Genomic DNA, 15,878 nt, shown 5'->3' with positions numbered 1-15,878 from the left:
TTGGAAATGCGCACTAAAAGCTATAGCTTGGTATTAAGTGAATTTAAAATGTTATTTAAATAACAAAATCACTTTTTGGAGGGGCAACGAGTCACAAAATTCAGGCCGGTAGCGCGAAAACGCGGCGGGTGTTCTCAAGCAAGGCGTCAGCAATTTGCTCAGGAGATTCTTCACGAAGTTCGCACAGCACGTCGAACACCGTGGCGGCGCGCTCTGGGCGATTGGGCTGCCCCTGAAAACCTTGCAGCGGCATATCCGGCGCGTCGGTTTCCAATAGCAAGCTGGAGAGAGGGAGCTGAGCCATGACATTGCGGGTTTTCTGCGCTCGCTCATAGCTGATGGTGCCACCAACGCCGATGGCAAAGCCTAATTTAACAAAGGCTTGTGCCTGAGAAAGGCTGCCCGCAAAGCCGTGAACCACGCCCGTCGCCGGCAGTTTGGCCTGACGCAGCATTGCCGCCAGCTGATCGTGACTGCGGCGAGAGTGCAGGATAACCGGCAGATTTTCGCGTTTCGCCAAGGCAAATTGCGATTTCAGCAGCCGCTGTTGGCGTGCAAACTGCGGCTCTTCCATATAGAGATCCAAACCAATCTCCCCTACCGCCACCAGCTTACTATCTCGCTGAGCCAGAAAACGGTCCAACAGCTCAATGTCAGCATCATGGTGCTGGGCAATGTACAGCGGATGTAGGCCCAGCGCGGCGTACAGCTGGGGATGCTGTTTGGCGAGCCGCACAATGCCCTGAAAACGGTCCGACGTGACGGCGGGAACGATGATTTGGCGAACCCCCGCCTGTTCCGCCATCGACAGGCTCTCGGCCTCGGCGCCGGTAAAAGGCGGGAAATCGAAATGGCAGTGGGTATCAACAAAATGCGCCATTACAGGTTTTCACCATCGCTGCGTTTGTCCTCGGCTTTAGCCGGAGCTTCAGGCTTAGGCGCGCTGCTTTTGGCGGGATATGGGCTCTCATCGTTGAAGGCCGCCGCGCGCACCATGCCGCCGTCGGCCACGATGTCAGTAAGCACGGCGGGATCGAGAATGATCTGCTCCACCGGCCCGGCTTCCGCCGCGATCGGCACCACGTTTTCTGGATTCTCTTCCGGCACCACCACGCGTTTTGGTCGCGTGGTGCGCGGCACGATATAAGGCAGCGGCTTATCTTTTTCACGCGGGATCAGCCAGTGCGACGCGGCAGACAGGAAGTAGCGCGCGCAGCGACGGCCAAGGTGGTAATCCTGATTCAACGCCGGTAAACGGCTGCCCAACGCGTGGCTGGCCAGCGGTTTTGGCGGGAAGATCTCGAAGATGCGCAGATCCCCCGGCGGATTTTCGATGAATTGCTGAATGCGGTGATAGCTGCTCTCGTGGTGCTGCATCATGCGCACCAGCTGTTGCAGGCTACTTTCGCTCAGCCACTGCTCCATGCGCTTCATCCACTGCGGGGTGTAGAACATGGCGGACGGCACGGTGCGGATCACCACGATCGTGTCCGCGCCACGGCGATAAGCCTCTTCCACCGGAATGGCGTCGCTGATGCCGCCGTCTTGGTAGCTCACGCCGTCTAGCTCCACGCCCATGCGATAGAAGCCAGGAATGGCGCTGGAGGCTTTGATCACCGGCAGCCAATTCTCACGCGTCGGCGCGAAGTAGTTGGCGGTGTAATCATCGCTGCGGCAGGCGCACATCAGAAACTCGCGGCCTTCCAGCAGCAGCTTTTCGGCGGTATCCATCGCCAGCGGCATGTTTTTCGAGGTTTCTTCCACCAGCCAATCGAGGTCGATCAAGTGGCCGCCACGCACAAAGCGCAGAGGATTGAAGAAGTGGGGACTGGTGGTGTAGCGCGTGATAACGCGTCGGGCATAACCCGGCTGGCCGCAGACGAAAGCGGAGAGATTTTGTGCCCCGGCAGAGGTGCCGATATACAGGTCGAACGGATTAAACCCCGCACGCTGGAACTCATCCAGCACGCCCGCGGTGAAAATACCCCGTTGCCCGCCGCCTTCACACACCAGCGCTATCTTGCCTGGTTTGTAGGGTTTGTACGCCAGCGGTTCAATGTTGCCGAGCGTGACAGGTATTCTGTATCCCAACGCCTTTCCCTCAGTATTTCGGCCTCACAAATGGCGGGCCTCAACTAAGAGCATACATTGTCTTTCTAATATGGGTAATCAACAGACAAAATACCGGGGATTAAATCGTTACTTTCTGTTAACCAAACTCTCTAATGTCGAGAAGTTGGTCCTCAGTGTAAGATTTAATCCCCGGCAGGATTCTACTTGCTACTTAATCTTTCCGACTTGGTGTCAGAGTCGTTTACGTCCAGTAAACAGGCTCACCAAGAACAGGATGATACCGACGACGAAGACGATTTTCGCAGCCCAGGCAGCTGTACCAGCCAGACCACCGAAACCAAGAGCCGCCGCGATAAGCGCGATGATTAGAAATATAATGCCCCAACGAAACATAAGCTTCTCCTTACCCTATTTAACTTTTACCCAAATCAATGTGGTACCCAATATTCCGGGCCTCAGTTCAGCTTTAAACATTTCTTTTCGGCTGCTTCAAAAGTGCTTTTCACCTGTTGAAAGAAAAATGCTTACCTTTTAAAGATAGTCGTAAAAATGAAACTGTTAGAAAAACTGACTGTTTTCTGGCGCGAAAGGTCCCATGAGTTCTGTTTTATGGTGTTAACGCTTACTGCTGAAGAGCAGATTGCCTGCCAAAACAGGCAATCTTTGGTCGAAAATCTTATGGTGCGATTTTCAGATCATTTTTGACGCTTTTTACACCGTCAACGGTTTTAGCCACGCTTTCAGCACGATCGGCCTGCGCCTGATCTTTTACTGAACCGGAAAGTTGAACAACACCGTCGGTGGTTTCAACTTTAACCATGCGTGATGGAACGATGTCGTCAGCCAGCAGCTTCGCTTTCACCGAGGTGGTGGTGGCGGTGTCGCCAGCGTAGCCTTTCGCAGACTGCTCTTTGCTGTCTTTGGTGTGCAATTTATCGCTGACGGACTTCACGCCTTCAACTTTGGTCGCCACGGCTACGGCTTGCTCGCCTTCAGCCTGTGAACCGACAAAACCACTCAGCGTCACGACGCCGTTGTCAGTTTTGACGGAGATATCATTGCTCTTGATCGCTTTGTCATCGATCAGTGCGCTTTTAACTTTTGCTGTAACGGCGCTGTCGCCCATGTAGCTATCAACTTTCTTCATGGAGCTATCGATTTTTGCACCCGCGCTATCAGTGGTGGTTGCAGCCAATGCGCTCCCGCTCATTACAGCGGTGCTCAAAACAACGGCCAGCATGGAATAGGCAAAGTTAGACTTTTTCATCGATTTCTTCCTTTCAGTTTATGAGTCCAAAATGGCGGACTCTTTACGTCACATGGTCGTGACGGTTTTGTGCAATATCGAACCAGACTTAAGGTCTGTAACTTGGTTAAAAACCTTTCTCTTATTGCATGTGCAGTAGAGTCATTCGTCAAAGGGTGAGATTTGTCACCTTTACCCTATAACACTCTGCTTTATTAATCGGAACCAGTGATTTCACCCACCGTTCGCTGCACACAGATTTAATATAGCTGAGAAATCGAAGAGCGGGAGAAAGAATGCCAAATCGACGCCAAATGCAGACAAGTCCGATCAAAACGCGACATTATTGCCCAATAAATCAACGAAAACCGCAAAAGTAGTTGCGCAGCGGAAACAATAAATCAGCAGATTTGGGCAAGCAGAAAGAGAAAAGGCGACATGATCGTCGCCTTTTGAAGTGGATGAGTTAACCCGTGAATCAGGTTAACTGAGCAGTGAAAATTAATGCTCGCGGGTTTTGCGGAACGTCACTTCTGGATAACGCTCTGACGCCAGATTCAGGTTCACCATGGTCGGCGCGATGTAAGTCAGGTTATCACCGCCGTCCAGCGCGAGGTTAACTTCGTTCTTACGCTTGAACTCTTCGAACTTCTTCACGTCGCTGCATTCAACCCAGCGCGCGGTGCTGACGTTGACGGATTCGTAAATCGCTTCAACGTTGTACTCGCTCTTCAGACGCGCGACCACCACTTCAAACTGCAGCACGCCGACCGCGCCGACGATAAGGTCGTTGTTGGCGATTGGGCGGAATACCTGTACTGCGCCCTCTTCCGACAGCTGAACCAGCCCTTTCAGCAGCTGTTTCTGCTTCAGCGGATCACGCAGACGAATACGACGGAACATTTCTGGGGCGAAGTTCGGAATGCCGGTGAACTTCATGTTCTCGCCCTGAGTGAAGGTGTCACCAATCTGAATGGTGCCGTGGTTGTGCAAGCCGATGATATCGCCGGGATAGGCTTCTTCCACGTGCGAACGGTCGCCCGCCATAAAGGTTAGGGCGTCAGAAATCACCACGTCTTTGCCGGTACGCACTTGGCGCAGCTTCATGCCTTTCTCATATTTGCCGGACACCACGCGCATGAAAGCCACGCGGTCACGGTGTTTCGGGTCCATGTTGGCCTGAATCTTAAAGACGAATCCGGTGAACTTCTCGTCGCTGGCTTTCACTTCACGCAGGTCGGTGTTGCGTGGCATCGGAGCTGGCGCCCACTCAACCAAGCCGTCCAGCATATGATCAACGCCGAAGTTACCCAATGCGGTCCCGAAGAACACTGGCGTCAGTTCGCCACTGAGGAAAGCTTCTTGCTCGAACTCGTGGGACGCGCCCTGCACCAGCTCCAGCTCTTCACGCAGCTGCTTCGCCAGATCTTCACCCACGGCGGCGTCGAGGTCAGGGTTATTCAACCCTTTAACGATGCGTACTTCCTGAATGGTGTGACCTTTACCGGTCTGATACAGGTAAGTTTCGTCTTTATAGAGGTGGTAAACCCCTTTGAACAGCTTGCCGCAGCCGATAGGCCAAGTGATTGGTGAGCAGGCAATCTTCAGCTCACGCTCAACTTCGTCCATCACTTCCATTGGGTCACGGATGTCACGGTCGAGTTTGTTCATAAAGGTAAGAATTGGCGTATCGCGCAGACGAGTAACTTCCATCAGCTTACGGGTACGGTCTTCTACACCTTTCGCGGCGTCGATCACCATCAGACAGCAGTCAACCGCCGTCAGGGTACGGTAAGTATCTTCAGAGAAGTCTTCGTGCCCCGGGGTGTCGAGCAGGTTAACCAGACAGTGGCGGTACGGGAACTGCATCACGGAGGTAGTGATGGAGATACCACGCTGCTTTTCCATTTCCATCCAGTCGGATTTTGCGTGGTTATTAGAGCCACGGCCTTTTACCGTACCGGCGGTCTGAATCGCGTGTCCGAATAACAACACCTTTTCAGTGATGGTCGTTTTACCCGCATCGGGGTGAGAAATAATAGCGAAGGTACGGCGTTTAGCCACTTCGAGGGCGAATTCACTTGGAGACATGTTTTTCACGTTTCTTCGGTTGGCCGCCCTGCATCATTGTTCATCACGTCACAGGACGTCAGGCAAAGCGGTAATAAAAGTTAATAGCCGGCTATTTTCACTGATTTGAGCTGGATGGGCAATCAATGGTTTTTTAGGCAGGGTTTAAGGAATGGTCTTAGAGGCGGAAGTCGGGTGAGAGTGAGGCCCAATGTTCTCTCAAAACGGTTTTGTGCGCCTCAAGCATTGGCAATTGCTCAAGTAACTCAGGCCAGCTTTCACGCGCCTTTTGCATGACATCTTCGAGGTGAACTTTAACGGCTAACCAAGACACGCCAACACGCTCGGCCCAGCGTTCGAAAGTTTGCAGAGAGATAACCTCCCAACGCTTCTCTTTTGCCATATTTAGGGCAACACCTTGCTCATTGGGAATATAAACCTTGGTGCTAACAATGTCGTAGGCTGGCGAAAGCTGACCATTGAGGCCGTCTGGATAAATCATTGACCAGTTTTTCAAATGCGCATCGCCATTGCCCAACAAAATATTAACCAATAGCCGACGCGCCATCTGTTGCACGTCGGCCATGCCTGCCGAGCCTACTCGCGCTAACACAGCAGCAATATGTTCATAATTAAATCGCACATATTTTTCGCGAGCAAAAACAGCAAATATTTGAGCGAAATCTTCGGTTTGAACTCGCCCATTAAAACCGCGATCAAAACGTTTTATGCTAAAGGCATAAGGCTCGTCCGGCAGGCGAATATCTGGCAAGTTTTCAATGTCAGCCAGGCGGATAAGCTTAATTTCAGGAATTTCTACCCCCACCGATGCAGCCAGCGTCATGGAAGTAAACTCGTTTTCGGCAAGCCCCGGGTGCACGACTGATGGCGTTTTAATGATCCAACTATCGCCACCCACCTCTGTGCTAATGTTGAACCGCCCACCCAGTCTTAATGCCGAGAATTTCAACTGTACCCCGGCTAACGAGAATTTATCGGCCTGCCGGCTTACCTCTATTTGCACCGGCTCCAGACGATCTCCACGGGAGGCTTTGGCCCATACAGGCATCTCTCCCAGCGCAATAGCTTTCACCAATAGCGCGCCCGGAAGGTTATTTCCCGTGTAAGCCAATAAAGGAAATTCAGAATCACGATGGGTTTTCAGCGCCTGTGCCATCCACTCGCGTAACGCCCCTTCAGGCAGCAAATTGGACAACACTGGAGGCAAGCTAATGGCAGAAACTAAGGGTTGGTGTAGATAATCGGGATGTGTTTTTTGAGTCAGCGTGAAAATGGGGCGCGCGCTCTCGGGCAAAGCAATATAGGCGGGATCGAAAGTCAGAATGTTTCGGCTCCCCGCATAGTGCGCTAACACACCTATTCGCTGCTCGCCAAGATACAGTGACAACGCCTCAACGGTTTCAGTTTGCTTGCTCAAATTTAATCCTCTAAATCGCCCAGTATGTCTTTCCAATGGTCAGGGGGATTTTCATTTAAAGTGAGGCTTGTTGGGCTGCCCGCCAGTAACTCTTCTACTTCCGTTACCCGTTTGCGCGGAACTAGCATCAGCTCGAGATCCATCCCTTCCAGAACACGTAGAAGCGTTGAAAGACGCGGATCTCCACCCGCCTCAATTCGCTGATATTGCTGCTGAGACATACCTATTCTCATCAACATATCTTTTTGGTTGAGATCTAACTGCAACCGACGATGTTTCAGAAGCTCGGGAAGTTGTTTAAGTGCTCTCATCCTGCTGTTCCAATCGCTGCATTTAACAACACTCTAGTTGTTACTTCTCGCTATAACAACTTAATGATTGTTATTATGAATAAAAACAACTCATGAGATGTTTTATAAATTAGAAACACCTTATGAGATGTATTTTTAGGAGAATTACAAGCAATGAGGTGTATTCGCGAATTAACCCAAAATCAGCGCCATCATGATGGCGTCTTCGCGGCCTTGCGCGGCGGGGTAATAGTTGCGGCGAACGGAAACTTCATTAAAGCCGAGGCTTTCATACAGCGCGATGGCTTTGCTGTTGGAGGCGCGGACTTCCAGCCACAGGGTGACGACTTCGCGCTGCTCGAGCTTTTCGATGACATCTTCAAGCAGCTTGCGACCTAAGCCTTGGCGCTGGAATGCGGGATCGATGGCGATGTTGAACAGCGTCGCTTCGTCGAGGACTATCTGGGTGATGGCGAAACCGGCGACCTGCTCGCCCTGCATGATTTTGAGATTGAGGTAACGCTCGCCCTGATTGCTGGCTAAGGTTTTCTCGGTCCACGGGAAGGCGTGGCTGGCGTTTTCAATTTGCAGAGCACGGGGTAAATCAGCGGGCGTCAGAATAGAAATGTTGTTCATTTTCACAAATCTGCTGCCAGAGCGCACGTTTGGCTGCGGCATTTTGATAAAGCTCGGCCAGTGCCGGGCTGGATAACTGCGTGCCTTCAACCGCTAAGGGTGCGTTGATGCCCAGTCGCCATGTATTACAATGCGTGCCTTCGGGGAGCATGCTCACCTGTTCTGGCGTCAGGCGGTAAACCTGTTGAGCGGCCAGCGCCAGGCTGCGCACCACATCATTTACCAGCGGATCATCTTCAGCAGGCGGCACATCGGCGACGATCAGCAGGCGAGTATTTTCCGGCAGGCTAACTGCCACTTCACCTTGTAAAACAGCGGGTTTGCGCAATGTCCACTGCGTGATACCCATCTGTTGTAACAGCCAGTCTCGTCTTGATGCCATACCTGTTCCCTGCCTGTTGAACACCCGAAATGCCGCGCTATGCTAGCAAACACATCGAACGCGCGCCAATAAACCTCTATAATCACCGGTCATATTCCTGAGGAGCCACAACCTGATGTCTGCATTAACCCCGGCAAGTGAAGTAATACTGCGCCACAGTGACGAATTTACAGGGCGCCGCGTGCTGTTTGCCGGTGACTTACAAGATGATTTACCCGCAATTTTCGTAGATGAGTGCGAGGCCGAAGAGGTTCGCGTTCACACCAATCAATATCACCACTGGCAGATGCTGCGTGGCGCATTGCAAGACAATGTGCAATTTGGCCTGTTAGCCGATGCCGAATTTATCAAGCCTGCTGACCTGCTGGTCTACTACTGGCCGAAGAGCAAGCAGGAAGCAAAATTCCAGCTGTTCAACCTGTTGTCGCAGTTGCCAGTCGGCATCGACATCTTTGTGGTCGGCGAGAACCGCAGCGGCGTTCGCAGCGTGGAAACCGTGCTTGAAGAGCTGTGCGCCGTCAGCAAAATCGACAGCGCACGCCGTTGTGGCTTGTACCACGGGCGTTTGGAAAAGCAGCCTGAGTTCGACGCCGAAGAGTGGTGGGACACCTATATGGTGGAAGAAGTCGCCATCAAAACCTTGCCGGGCGTATTCAGCCGTGAAGGTCTGGACAGCGGCAGCCTGTTGTTAATCAACAGCTTCGAAGAGCCGGTGAAAGGCAAAGTGTTGGATATCGCCTGCGGCTCCGGCGTGCTGGCTGCGGTATTGGCAACCTATTCGCCAAAAATGAAAATCACCCTCAGCGATGTGAGCGCTGCGGCTATCGAAGCCAGTCGCGCGACGCTGGCAGCTAACGACCTGCCGGGCGAAGTCATCGCCAGTAATGTCTATTCAGACATCGCGGGCCGCTTCGATATGATCATTTCCAACCCGCCGTTCCACGAAGGCTTACAGACCAGCCTGCATGCGGCTGAACAGCTGATTCGCGGCGCAGCAAAACACCTGAATATCGGCGGGCACCTGCGCATCGTGGCTAACGCCTTCCTGCCATACGCCGCCTTGCTGGACGCTACTTTCGGCAGCCACGAAGTGTTGGCGCAGAATGGCCGCTTTAAGGTGTATCAGGCCACGCTAGGCCGCACGCCACGTGACCCGAAAAAGAAAAAGCGCTAGACCCAACTCGCCGTAGCTATAAGGCTGCGGCACCTAATATCGCCGCGGCCTTGGCTTCACTCAGGGAGACATCAAACGCGGCGATCCTTCCCTCAAGTCATCGTATTTGGCTATTGGTATCAGTTAAACAGCCCTATTCCCCATGAATATGCTGCTTTTTGCGCCAAACGTCCGCATTGGGGGAAATAAGTATTGACGGCGGGGCGGAAATCTCTAGAATTCGGCCCCGTAGTTGTATTACTCGCAGAGTCAATTCTGATGAATTTTCTGCTGAGAATGCGATGGTGGCGGAATTGGTAGACGCGCTAGCTTCAGGTGTTAGTGTCCTTTGGATGTGAGGGTTCGAGTCCCTCCCTTCGCACCAATACAACTACTTAGTGAGTTATCAGCAGTAAACTGTATTTATATTGCACGGCACGATGCGATGGTGGCGGAATTGGTAGACGCGCTAGCTTCAGGTGTTAGTGTCCTTTGGATGTGAGGGTTCGAGTCCCTCCCTTCGCACCACTCCGGTGATATAAATCAGGCAGTAATATATAAAGAAGAAATCATCTGTGCGATGGTGGCGGAATTGGTAGACGCGCTAGCTTCAGGTGTTAGTGTCCTTAGGATGTGAGGGTTCGAGTCCCTCCCTTCGCACCACATGATTCTCTTCAAATATCAGTACCGCCCCCTCTCGCAATCCTCTGACTTTTATCCAAAAATCTCTGCCTTTCAGGCACCAAACTTTCACTAAAAACCTCAAACCATTTATAGCGATTTGCCTTTTAGTGACGGTTATTAAAGCAGATTGAAGTTCACCGAGAAGGCTGTCAGCCCGCCCGCCAGTGCGACAAACGATGGCAAAAGCAGGTAGTGGCGAAGCGTTTTATGCAGCAGCATCACCAGCGTGGCTAACATGGCGATGACGACCATCACGCGCAGATGATCTAAAGAAATATTCGCCAGAGCAAAAACCGGCAGTAGCACGCAAGGCAGCAGAACGCCCCAGCCGCTGGTCAGCCTTTTACCCAGATACCAACTCACTCCCCAGAGTCCACACGCCGCTACCATCGCTGCAATCATGATTTTTGCCACACAGTGATAATGAGAACCAATAGCATATAGCAATTTTTCTCATCGCGCATCATTTTGCCCGCCACGCGCCCGTTAGGGTGACACTGGTTGCCAAAAGTGATAGTTTTGAGTTCGGTATTAATTAGCCTATCGATTTAAAATAATCACCCTTCTCGATTATTAGAATTTTATTTATTTGAACTCAGCTATTTACTGCATATATTGCAGCATTGATCTATTCAGAAGGCCGGACACTAAATAGAGTGAATCTTAATGATATTTCATGCCTATGATGAATTGCTAAAAAGCAAACATCGTCTTTCGCTATTGTTATTCTTTTTCTTAAATAGTGCATCGGCCCTATTTGCAATGATTAACCCAGCGGTAAAGATGGCTAAATCCACGCTGCCCTTAATAATTATTGGGGTGGTATGCGTGCTGGGATTAATATTCATTTATTTGAACAAAAAAACCGAGCTATTCCGTTTAAGTATCTGCTCCATCGTGGTTGGCAGTTTATGGGCATGGCATATCATTTTACAGTTCGATAAATTCGGAGATTATGACAAGAGTTACTTGTTGGTGAGCTTGCTCAGTATATTCTTTATTAGCGTTATTGCTTTATCGGATAATTTTCTGGCATTTTGCCTGCACGTAGCACCTTCTACTGGAACTGTTATTTATTTAGACGGTTTTACTCACATCTCCAAGATACTTTTCACCGTCGCGCTGCCCCTGATTGGGCTGTATCTGCACCATATGATGCTAAAGCGTAGCGATGCTTTCACCCGCCGAATGCTGACCAATCTCTATAGCGAAAGGCAGAAATTCAGCGATCTCAGCATGATTGATCCCCTGACCGGTTTGTACAATCGGCGTGGCTTACAGAACAAACTTGAGACGGTGTTTAGTCAGGATAAATCCAGTCATTACGTGATGTTGCTCGATATTGACCACTTCAAAGCCTACAACGATAACTATGGTCACAGCATGGGCGATCAGGCGTTGGTGCGCGTTTCAGCTGCCATACGCGATGCCGTGCGCTCTCGCGACGTGGTGGTTCGCTACGGAGGTGAAGAGTTCCTAGTCGTGATGTCGAATGTGACTCAAGACTACGCGGTGCGCATGGCCGAACGCATTCAAAATAAGGTGCTGAGTTTAAATATTCCACACAGCTTTAATGCCGATGTTTCGACCCACGTCACCGTCAGCGCGGGGCTTTCTACTCTCCACGATGGCGATTTCCCTTCCGCATTAACCGTGGCGGACCAGCTGCTTTATAACGCCAAAAATAGCGGCAGAAATAAAATCCTTTATTCATGGGAAGCTATCCCAGACGGCGAAAAAACGCATATTGCGCTGTAAAGCACGGCGCTTTTAATGTTTAAAACATTAATAAAAGAGAAGAGTTATTGCGCAAAGAGAGTCAGTTTTATACTTTATTGCATGGCGCTTTTATTTCATTATTATGACAATCTTGACTACCAACAAAGGCTGTTGAATAAAACATCAGTACCACTCTCCAAATGTTACACCACGCGGTTACAGCGCCGACTTCTCTTTTTAGGAGGAATAAAATCGATTTATTAATTTCTAAAGATTATTACGGTCTTAACCAAGCCAAATAAAATACCCCCGCCGCTATTTTTTAGTCTCCCTCATCCAGTAGTAAGCCGTTCGTTTGGCCTTCGTTGGTTGATACAAAAACATGTCTCCACGCCAAACCGACTCACACCCTCTCCCTAGCAGAGCAGCCGTTCTTCTATGTAGTGAAACAGCGTTATAAATAAGAAAAACTTATATTAAATCTTACTTTTGGTAGGAAAAGCTCACCAAACAAGCTTCGAAAACAGCGGCTCTGTCGGCAGAACACCAAGGCTCACCGCCTCTTTCCATTAATCCCTTCAGCCTGTAAAGGCCATTTTTACTGGCATAAAACTCATCACTCTAAGATTTTCCTTATGCGGAATTGCCGACTAACATGTTAGAAACTGTATCTGTAAGCTTCAATTCGTAATTAAAGAATTCTTATCTTTTGACGTTAATGGCCCTGGTCAGGCGGGTTAAACCTGCTTGCCCCACAGACCGAGAGAAGCAAAAGTGACCACGATAAATCCCCTCCTTGCACGCAATCGAAGCCGGACGCAGAAACCGCGCCAACCTGATCTCCACTCTTACTCATCCACTGTTCAACCACATAAGCCACTTAGGCCGTGGATTGGCCATCCTGACCAGTACAGCTCACTCGACGGGAGAACTGAGCATGGATAAATCACTCAACCTTACTAGCCTGCGCTATGACATTCCGGCCGGCATTGTGGTGTTTTTGGTGGCACTTCCCCTCAGCTTGGGTATTGCACAAGCCAGCGGAATGCCGCCGTTTGTCGGTTTACTGACTGGCGTGATTGGCGGCATAGTGGTCACTTTACTCAGCCCGTCGCGCTTTGCCGTCAGCGGGCCTGCCGCCGGGCTGGTCACTATTGTGGTTGGCGCGATGCAAACCCTTGGTTCGTTCTCCACCTTGCTGCTGGCGATTATGCTGGCGGGCGTGCTGCAATGCGTTTTCTACCTGATTAAAGCGGGGCGTTTTGTCTCTCTGGTGCCAAGCTCGGTGATTCAGGGGATGCTAGCCGCCATCGGTATTCTGCTTATCTTGCAGCAAATCCCCGTGGCCTTGGGCTATGAGGGCGAAGATGGGCTGAAAGGCCTGTTTAGCGATCCGGCTCAGGCGATTTCTCCGTCGTCACTCGTGGTCGCAGGCGTCGCACTGGCTATTCTATGGCTGTGGGCCACCAAGCCCTTTCGGCGAATCAAACTGATGACTTATATTCCCGGCCCGCTGATCGCCGTTTTATGGGGAAGTCTGGCAGTTATCTTTGGCGACCGTATTCTGCCGGACGCCATGCACTCCCTGCCGCGCATTGCCTTGCCTAAGTTCGACAGCGCCGACGAAGTCACCTCGCAGTTGGAAAGACCCAACTGGAGCGCGTGGAATAATCCGCAGGTGTATGTCATCGCCGCGACGCTGGCGCTGGTCGCCAGCCTTGAAACCTTGCTCAGCCAAGAGGCGCTGAAAAAGCTCAAGGAGCAGACTCCGCCCCCTTCCCCCAATAAAGAGATGCGGGCGCAGGGCATTGGCAACTTACTTAGCGGTTTTCTCGGCGGCCTGCCGATCACGGCGGTCATTGTGCGCAGCTCGGTGAATGTTAACGCCGGGGCGCGCAGCAAGGTTTCTATCCTGCTTCATGGGGTATTGTTACTGCTATGCGGCATGTTTTTCAGCGACTTACTGAATACTATCCCCCTCGCCTGTCTGGCCGCAGTGCTGCTTTATACCGGCTACAAGCTGGCGGCTCCGGCCCTGTTCATCGCCCAGTGGCGGCTCGGCTTGGCCCAGTTTCTGCCTTTTGTTGCCACGGTGGCGGGGATTTTAATCTTCGGCATGCTGGCGGGTATTGGCATTGGTTTGCTGGCTCAATTGCTGTCGAGCACTTATAAAAGCCATCACAACGCCATGCATTTGAGCAATGATGACAACCATTATGTGGTGCGTTTTCAGCAGAACCTCACCTTCCTGCATAACCCGCGCCTGCAAAGCATTCTGGCGGAAATCCCGGATAACGCCGTGGTGCGCGTGGAGCAAGAGAACGCCGACTACATCGACCCGGATGTGAAAGCCGTGCTGACGGAGTTTGGTGAAAAGGCGTCGGGTCGCGGCATTAAACTCGACCGCTGGCCGCACTAACCTGTGATTGACTGATGATGAATAGAAAACGGCCTGTGAGGGAAACCGCACAGGCCGTTTTATTTCAGCTCTTACAGATTATTTGGCGAGAGCCTCAAACACTTTTTCGACCGCCACCGCGCCCGGATCTTTTACCCCTTTCAGACTGTTGCTGCTGAGGTAAGAAGAGCGGCCCGCGTTGGCCTTCTTCATGGTTGAAGTGTCTCTCGCGCCTTTTGCGGCGGCCTTGGCGGCGGCTTTCAGGTCGCCTTTTTTACCCAAGGCTTCCAAAGCGGGCTGCAAGGCATCAATCATCGTGCGGTCGCCCAAGTCAGCCCCGCCGTAGTGCTTCATGCGCTCCAAACCGAACAGCAGCGCCTCGTTGATTTTCTTCCCATCAGCCACTTTTTGCCCTGCGGCGGTGAAGAAAATCGACATCAACACGCCACTCGAGCCGCCCATGACGGTCGCCAAGCGATCGCCCACCACGGTTAAGAGTGCAGAAAGGTCATTCAGTGGCAGCTTTTTGCCTTTGTTTTGCTCTTGAATATCACGCGCGCCCGAGGCGAAGGTTGACCCAGTGTCGCCATCGCCGACTTTGGCATCCAGCTTGTTCAGTTCATCTTCCAGCCCGGAAAGTGTCTCAGTGATCACCTCGACAATCTTGCCCACTTCGGCATTGACCGAGGCTTTGACTTTAGATTTCTGCCCCAGCTTTTTGGCTTTCTGCGTTGGCAGTTTTTCAAGTTTCACCAGCGGCTGCCAGCCTGCGGCTTCAACATTCGCCAACAGCGCTTTTTCAGTTTCATCATCGAGCACGATGGTGGAAAGCGAGAAGCCTTTCATATCTAACGCGCTGACCAGCGCCGCAGGACCAATCAGATAACGAATCGACTTGCCGAGCGGCGAATGCACCAGCTCTTTGGTCAGCTGATTCATCTCCAGTGGAGAGACGCCACCGAGGTTGTTAATCAGCACCGCCAGCTTGTCACTTTTCTTCACCTGCGCCTGCAGCTTCTCGACCAGCGTCGCGATAACTTTTTCACTGTTTTGGGTTTTGATTTTCGACACGCCCGGCTCGCCGTGGATGCCTAGACCCAGCTCCACCTGCCCGGCAGGAATGCGGCTCTCTTCCTCTTCTTTGCCGCTGTCGCCCGGCAAACTGCAGCCGGTCATCGCCACGCCAATGCTTGAGGTGGCATCAATGGCCTTTTGCGCTGCGGCGGTTACTGCCTTGAGTGACTTACCTTTTTCCGCCGCGTAGCCCGCGATTTTGTGTACCAGCACGGTGCCGGCAATGCCGCGAGGCTGCTTGTTATCCGGCAGGGAGATGTCGTCAGACACCATCACCAAATCGACTTTGTAGCCCAGATTTTTGGCTTTTTCAGCCGCCAGCCCGAAGTTGAGACGGTCGCCGGTGTAGTTCTTCACAATCAGCAAACAGCCCGCTTCGCCGGTGACGGCAACAATGGCGCTGAGCACCGCGTCCACGCTAGGAGAAGCAAAAACGTCGCCACAGACGGCGGCGGTTAACATGCCTTTGCCGATAAAGCCGACGTGCGCGGGCTCATGGCCGGAGCCGCCGCCGGAGATCAGCGCGACCTTCTTTTTGTCCCAGTCGCTGCGAACCACAACGCGGATTGCCGGATCAATGTCCAGCTTGGCGAGATTTTTGTAGGGGGAAGTGAGAATTGCGCCTTCAATTACGTCGTTAATCAGATTCTTGCGGTCATTCATGAAAAATGTCGACATGCCGATTCGTCCCTTTAACTGTTATTGAGTATGGTCA

General features: G+C 51.7%; 14 protein-coding genes and 3 tRNA genes. 6 read left to right on the top strand and 11 right to left on the bottom strand.

The window, feature by feature from the left end:
- Nucleotides 1–100 precede the first annotated feature (100 nt).
- The 9 genes from GEAM_RS00930 to GEAM_RS00895 form a co-directional block, all read right to left on the bottom strand.
- A complete protein-coding gene (locus GEAM_RS00930) occupies nt 101–880 on the bottom strand; it encodes a TatD family hydrolase (protein ID WP_034786958.1) in 780 nt (259 codons plus the stop codon).
- The gene (locus tag GEAM_RS00925; RefSeq protein WP_034786955.1) at nt 880–2,091 is read right to left on the bottom strand and encodes a patatin-like phospholipase family protein; all 1,212 of its coding nucleotides are present in this window, start codon (nt 2,089–2,091) and stop codon (nt 880–882) included. The genes GEAM_RS00930 and GEAM_RS00925 overlap by 1 nt, the downstream gene beginning before the upstream one ends.
- 213 nt (nt 2,092–2,304) lie before the next feature.
- Entirely contained in the window at nt 2,305–2,466 is a 162-nt protein-coding gene (locus tag GEAM_RS22475; RefSeq protein WP_013577105.1) for a DUF1328 domain-containing protein, read from the bottom strand.
- Nucleotides 2,467–2,749: 283 nt separating this feature from the next.
- A complete protein-coding gene (gene osmY / locus GEAM_RS00920) occupies nt 2,750–3,340 on the bottom strand; it encodes a molecular chaperone OsmY (RefSeq protein WP_034786952.1) in 591 nt (196 codons plus the stop codon).
- A gap of 480 nt (nt 3,341–3,820) precedes the next feature.
- Complete coding sequence (gene prfC, locus GEAM_RS00915; protein WP_034786949.1) at nt 3,821–5,410, bottom strand: peptide chain release factor 3; 1,590 nt, start codon at nt 5,408–5,410, stop codon at nt 3,821–3,823.
- A 157-nt stretch (nt 5,411–5,567) separates the two neighbouring features.
- A complete protein-coding gene (locus GEAM_RS00910) occupies nt 5,568–6,827 on the bottom strand; it encodes a type II toxin-antitoxin system HipA family toxin (protein WP_034786946.1) in 1,260 nt (419 codons plus the stop codon).
- Between the two features lie 2 nt (nt 6,828–6,829).
- On the bottom strand, nt 6,830–7,138 hold the full coding sequence (locus tag GEAM_RS00905; RefSeq protein ID WP_034786942.1) for a helix-turn-helix domain-containing protein: 309 nt from the start codon (nt 7,136–7,138) through the stop codon (nt 6,830–6,832).
- Nucleotides 7,139–7,309: 171 nt separating this feature from the next.
- Nucleotides 7,310–7,753: a ribosomal protein S18-alanine N-acetyltransferase gene (gene rimI, locus GEAM_RS00900; RefSeq protein ID WP_034786939.1), complete on the bottom strand. Its 444-nt coding sequence runs from the start codon at nt 7,751–7,753 to the stop codon at nt 7,310–7,312.
- On the bottom strand, nt 7,722–8,135 hold the full coding sequence (locus GEAM_RS00895; protein WP_034786937.1) for a DNA polymerase III subunit psi: 414 nt from the start codon (nt 8,133–8,135) through the stop codon (nt 7,722–7,724). The genes rimI and GEAM_RS00895 overlap by 32 nt, the downstream gene beginning before the upstream one ends.
- A 115-nt stretch (nt 8,136–8,250) precedes the next feature.
- Here GEAM_RS00895 and rsmC point away from each other — a divergent pair, with 115 nt between their 5' ends.
- The 4 genes from rsmC to GEAM_RS00875 all read left to right on the top strand — a co-directional run bounded on the left by rsmC (nt 8,251) and on the right by GEAM_RS00875 (nt 9,951).
- Nucleotides 8,251–9,309, top strand: coding sequence for a 16S rRNA (guanine(1207)-N(2))-methyltransferase RsmC (rsmC, locus tag GEAM_RS00890; protein WP_034786935.1), 1,059 nt, complete (start codon nt 8,251–8,253; stop codon nt 9,307–9,309).
- 278 nt (nt 9,310–9,587) lie between these two features.
- Nucleotides 9,588–9,673: transfer RNA gene (locus GEAM_RS00885), tRNA-Leu, on the top strand.
- Between the two features lie 57 nt (nt 9,674–9,730).
- Nucleotides 9,731–9,816 (top strand) — tRNA-Leu (locus tag GEAM_RS00880).
- A 49-nt stretch (nt 9,817–9,865) separates the two neighbouring features.
- Nucleotides 9,866–9,951, top strand: a tRNA-Leu gene (locus GEAM_RS00875).
- Nucleotides 9,952–10,089: 138 nt separating this feature from the next.
- Here the strand turns inward: GEAM_RS00875 and GEAM_RS00870 are convergent.
- Nucleotides 10,090–10,374 carry a DUF1435 domain-containing protein gene (locus GEAM_RS00870; RefSeq protein ID WP_034786933.1) on the bottom strand — a complete coding sequence of 95 codons (285 nt, stop codon included), beginning with the start codon at nt 10,372–10,374 and terminating at the stop codon, nt 10,090–10,092.
- Nucleotides 10,375–10,638: 264 nt separating this feature from the next.
- On the opposite strand from GEAM_RS00870, the gene GEAM_RS00865 reads away from it, so the two are divergent.
- Both GEAM_RS00865 and GEAM_RS00860 read left to right on the top strand, forming a co-directional pair.
- Nucleotides 10,639–11,730, top strand: coding sequence for a GGDEF domain-containing protein (locus tag GEAM_RS00865; RefSeq protein ID WP_034786930.1), 1,092 nt, complete (start codon nt 10,639–10,641; stop codon nt 11,728–11,730).
- A gap of 898 nt (nt 11,731–12,628) precedes the next feature.
- On the top strand, nt 12,629–14,110 hold the full coding sequence (locus tag GEAM_RS00860) for a SulP family inorganic anion transporter (protein WP_034786926.1): 1,482 nt from the start codon (nt 12,629–12,631) through the stop codon (nt 14,108–14,110).
- Nucleotides 14,111–14,188: 78 nt separating this feature from the next.
- On the opposite strand, the gene GEAM_RS00855 is transcribed toward GEAM_RS00860, so the two are convergent.
- Nucleotides 14,189–15,841 carry a dihydroxyacetone kinase subunit DhaK gene (locus GEAM_RS00855; protein ID WP_034786922.1) on the bottom strand — a complete coding sequence of 551 codons (1,653 nt, stop codon included), beginning with the start codon at nt 15,839–15,841 and terminating at the stop codon, nt 14,189–14,191.
- Nucleotides 15,842–15,878 lie beyond the last annotated feature (37 nt).

The sequence above is a fragment of the Ewingella americana ATCC 33852 genome (assembly GCF_000735345.1).
Taxonomy (GTDB): Bacteria; Pseudomonadota; Gammaproteobacteria; order Enterobacterales; family Enterobacteriaceae; genus Ewingella; species Ewingella americana.
Note: the sequence above shows the minus strand (reverse complement) of the source record. Positions and strands in the feature narration are given on the sequence as shown.

Excerpts from the sequence above, each read along its gene's own strand:
- GEAM_RS00855 (WP_034786922.1), bottom strand. The coding sequence starts at position 15,841 with ATGTCGACATTTTTCATGAATGACCGCAAGAATCTGATTAACGACGTA.
- prfC (WP_034786949.1), bottom strand. The coding sequence starts at position 5,410 with ATGTCTCCAAGTGAATTCGCCCTCGAAGTGGCTAAACGCCGTACCTTC.
- GEAM_RS00895 (WP_034786937.1), bottom strand. The coding sequence starts at position 8,135 with ATGGCATCAAGACGAGACTGGCTGTTACAACAGATGGGTATCACGCAG.
- GEAM_RS22475 (WP_013577105.1), bottom strand. The coding sequence starts at position 2,466 with ATGTTTCGTTGGGGCATTATATTTCTAATCATCGCGCTTATCGCGGCG.
- rimI (WP_034786939.1), bottom strand. The coding sequence starts at position 7,753 with ATGAACAACATTTCTATTCTGACGCCCGCTGATTTACCCCGTGCTCTG.
- GEAM_RS00860 (WP_034786926.1), top strand. The coding sequence starts at position 12,629 with ATGGATAAATCACTCAACCTTACTAGCCTGCGCTATGACATTCCGGCC.
- rsmC (WP_034786935.1), top strand. The coding sequence starts at position 8,251 with ATGTCTGCATTAACCCCGGCAAGTGAAGTAATACTGCGCCACAGTGAC.
- GEAM_RS00930 (WP_034786958.1), bottom strand. The coding sequence starts at position 880 with ATGGCGCATTTTGTTGATACCCACTGCCATTTCGATTTCCCGCCTTTT.
- GEAM_RS00865 (WP_034786930.1), top strand. The coding sequence starts at position 10,639 with ATGATATTTCATGCCTATGATGAATTGCTAAAAAGCAAACATCGTCTT.
- GEAM_RS00905 (WP_034786942.1), bottom strand. The coding sequence starts at position 7,138 with ATGAGAGCACTTAAACAACTTCCCGAGCTTCTGAAACATCGTCGGTTG.
- osmY (WP_034786952.1), bottom strand. The coding sequence starts at position 3,340 with ATGAAAAAGTCTAACTTTGCCTATTCCATGCTGGCCGTTGTTTTGAGC.
- GEAM_RS00870 (WP_034786933.1), bottom strand. The coding sequence starts at position 10,374 with ATGATTGCAGCGATGGTAGCGGCGTGTGGACTCTGGGGAGTGAGTTGG.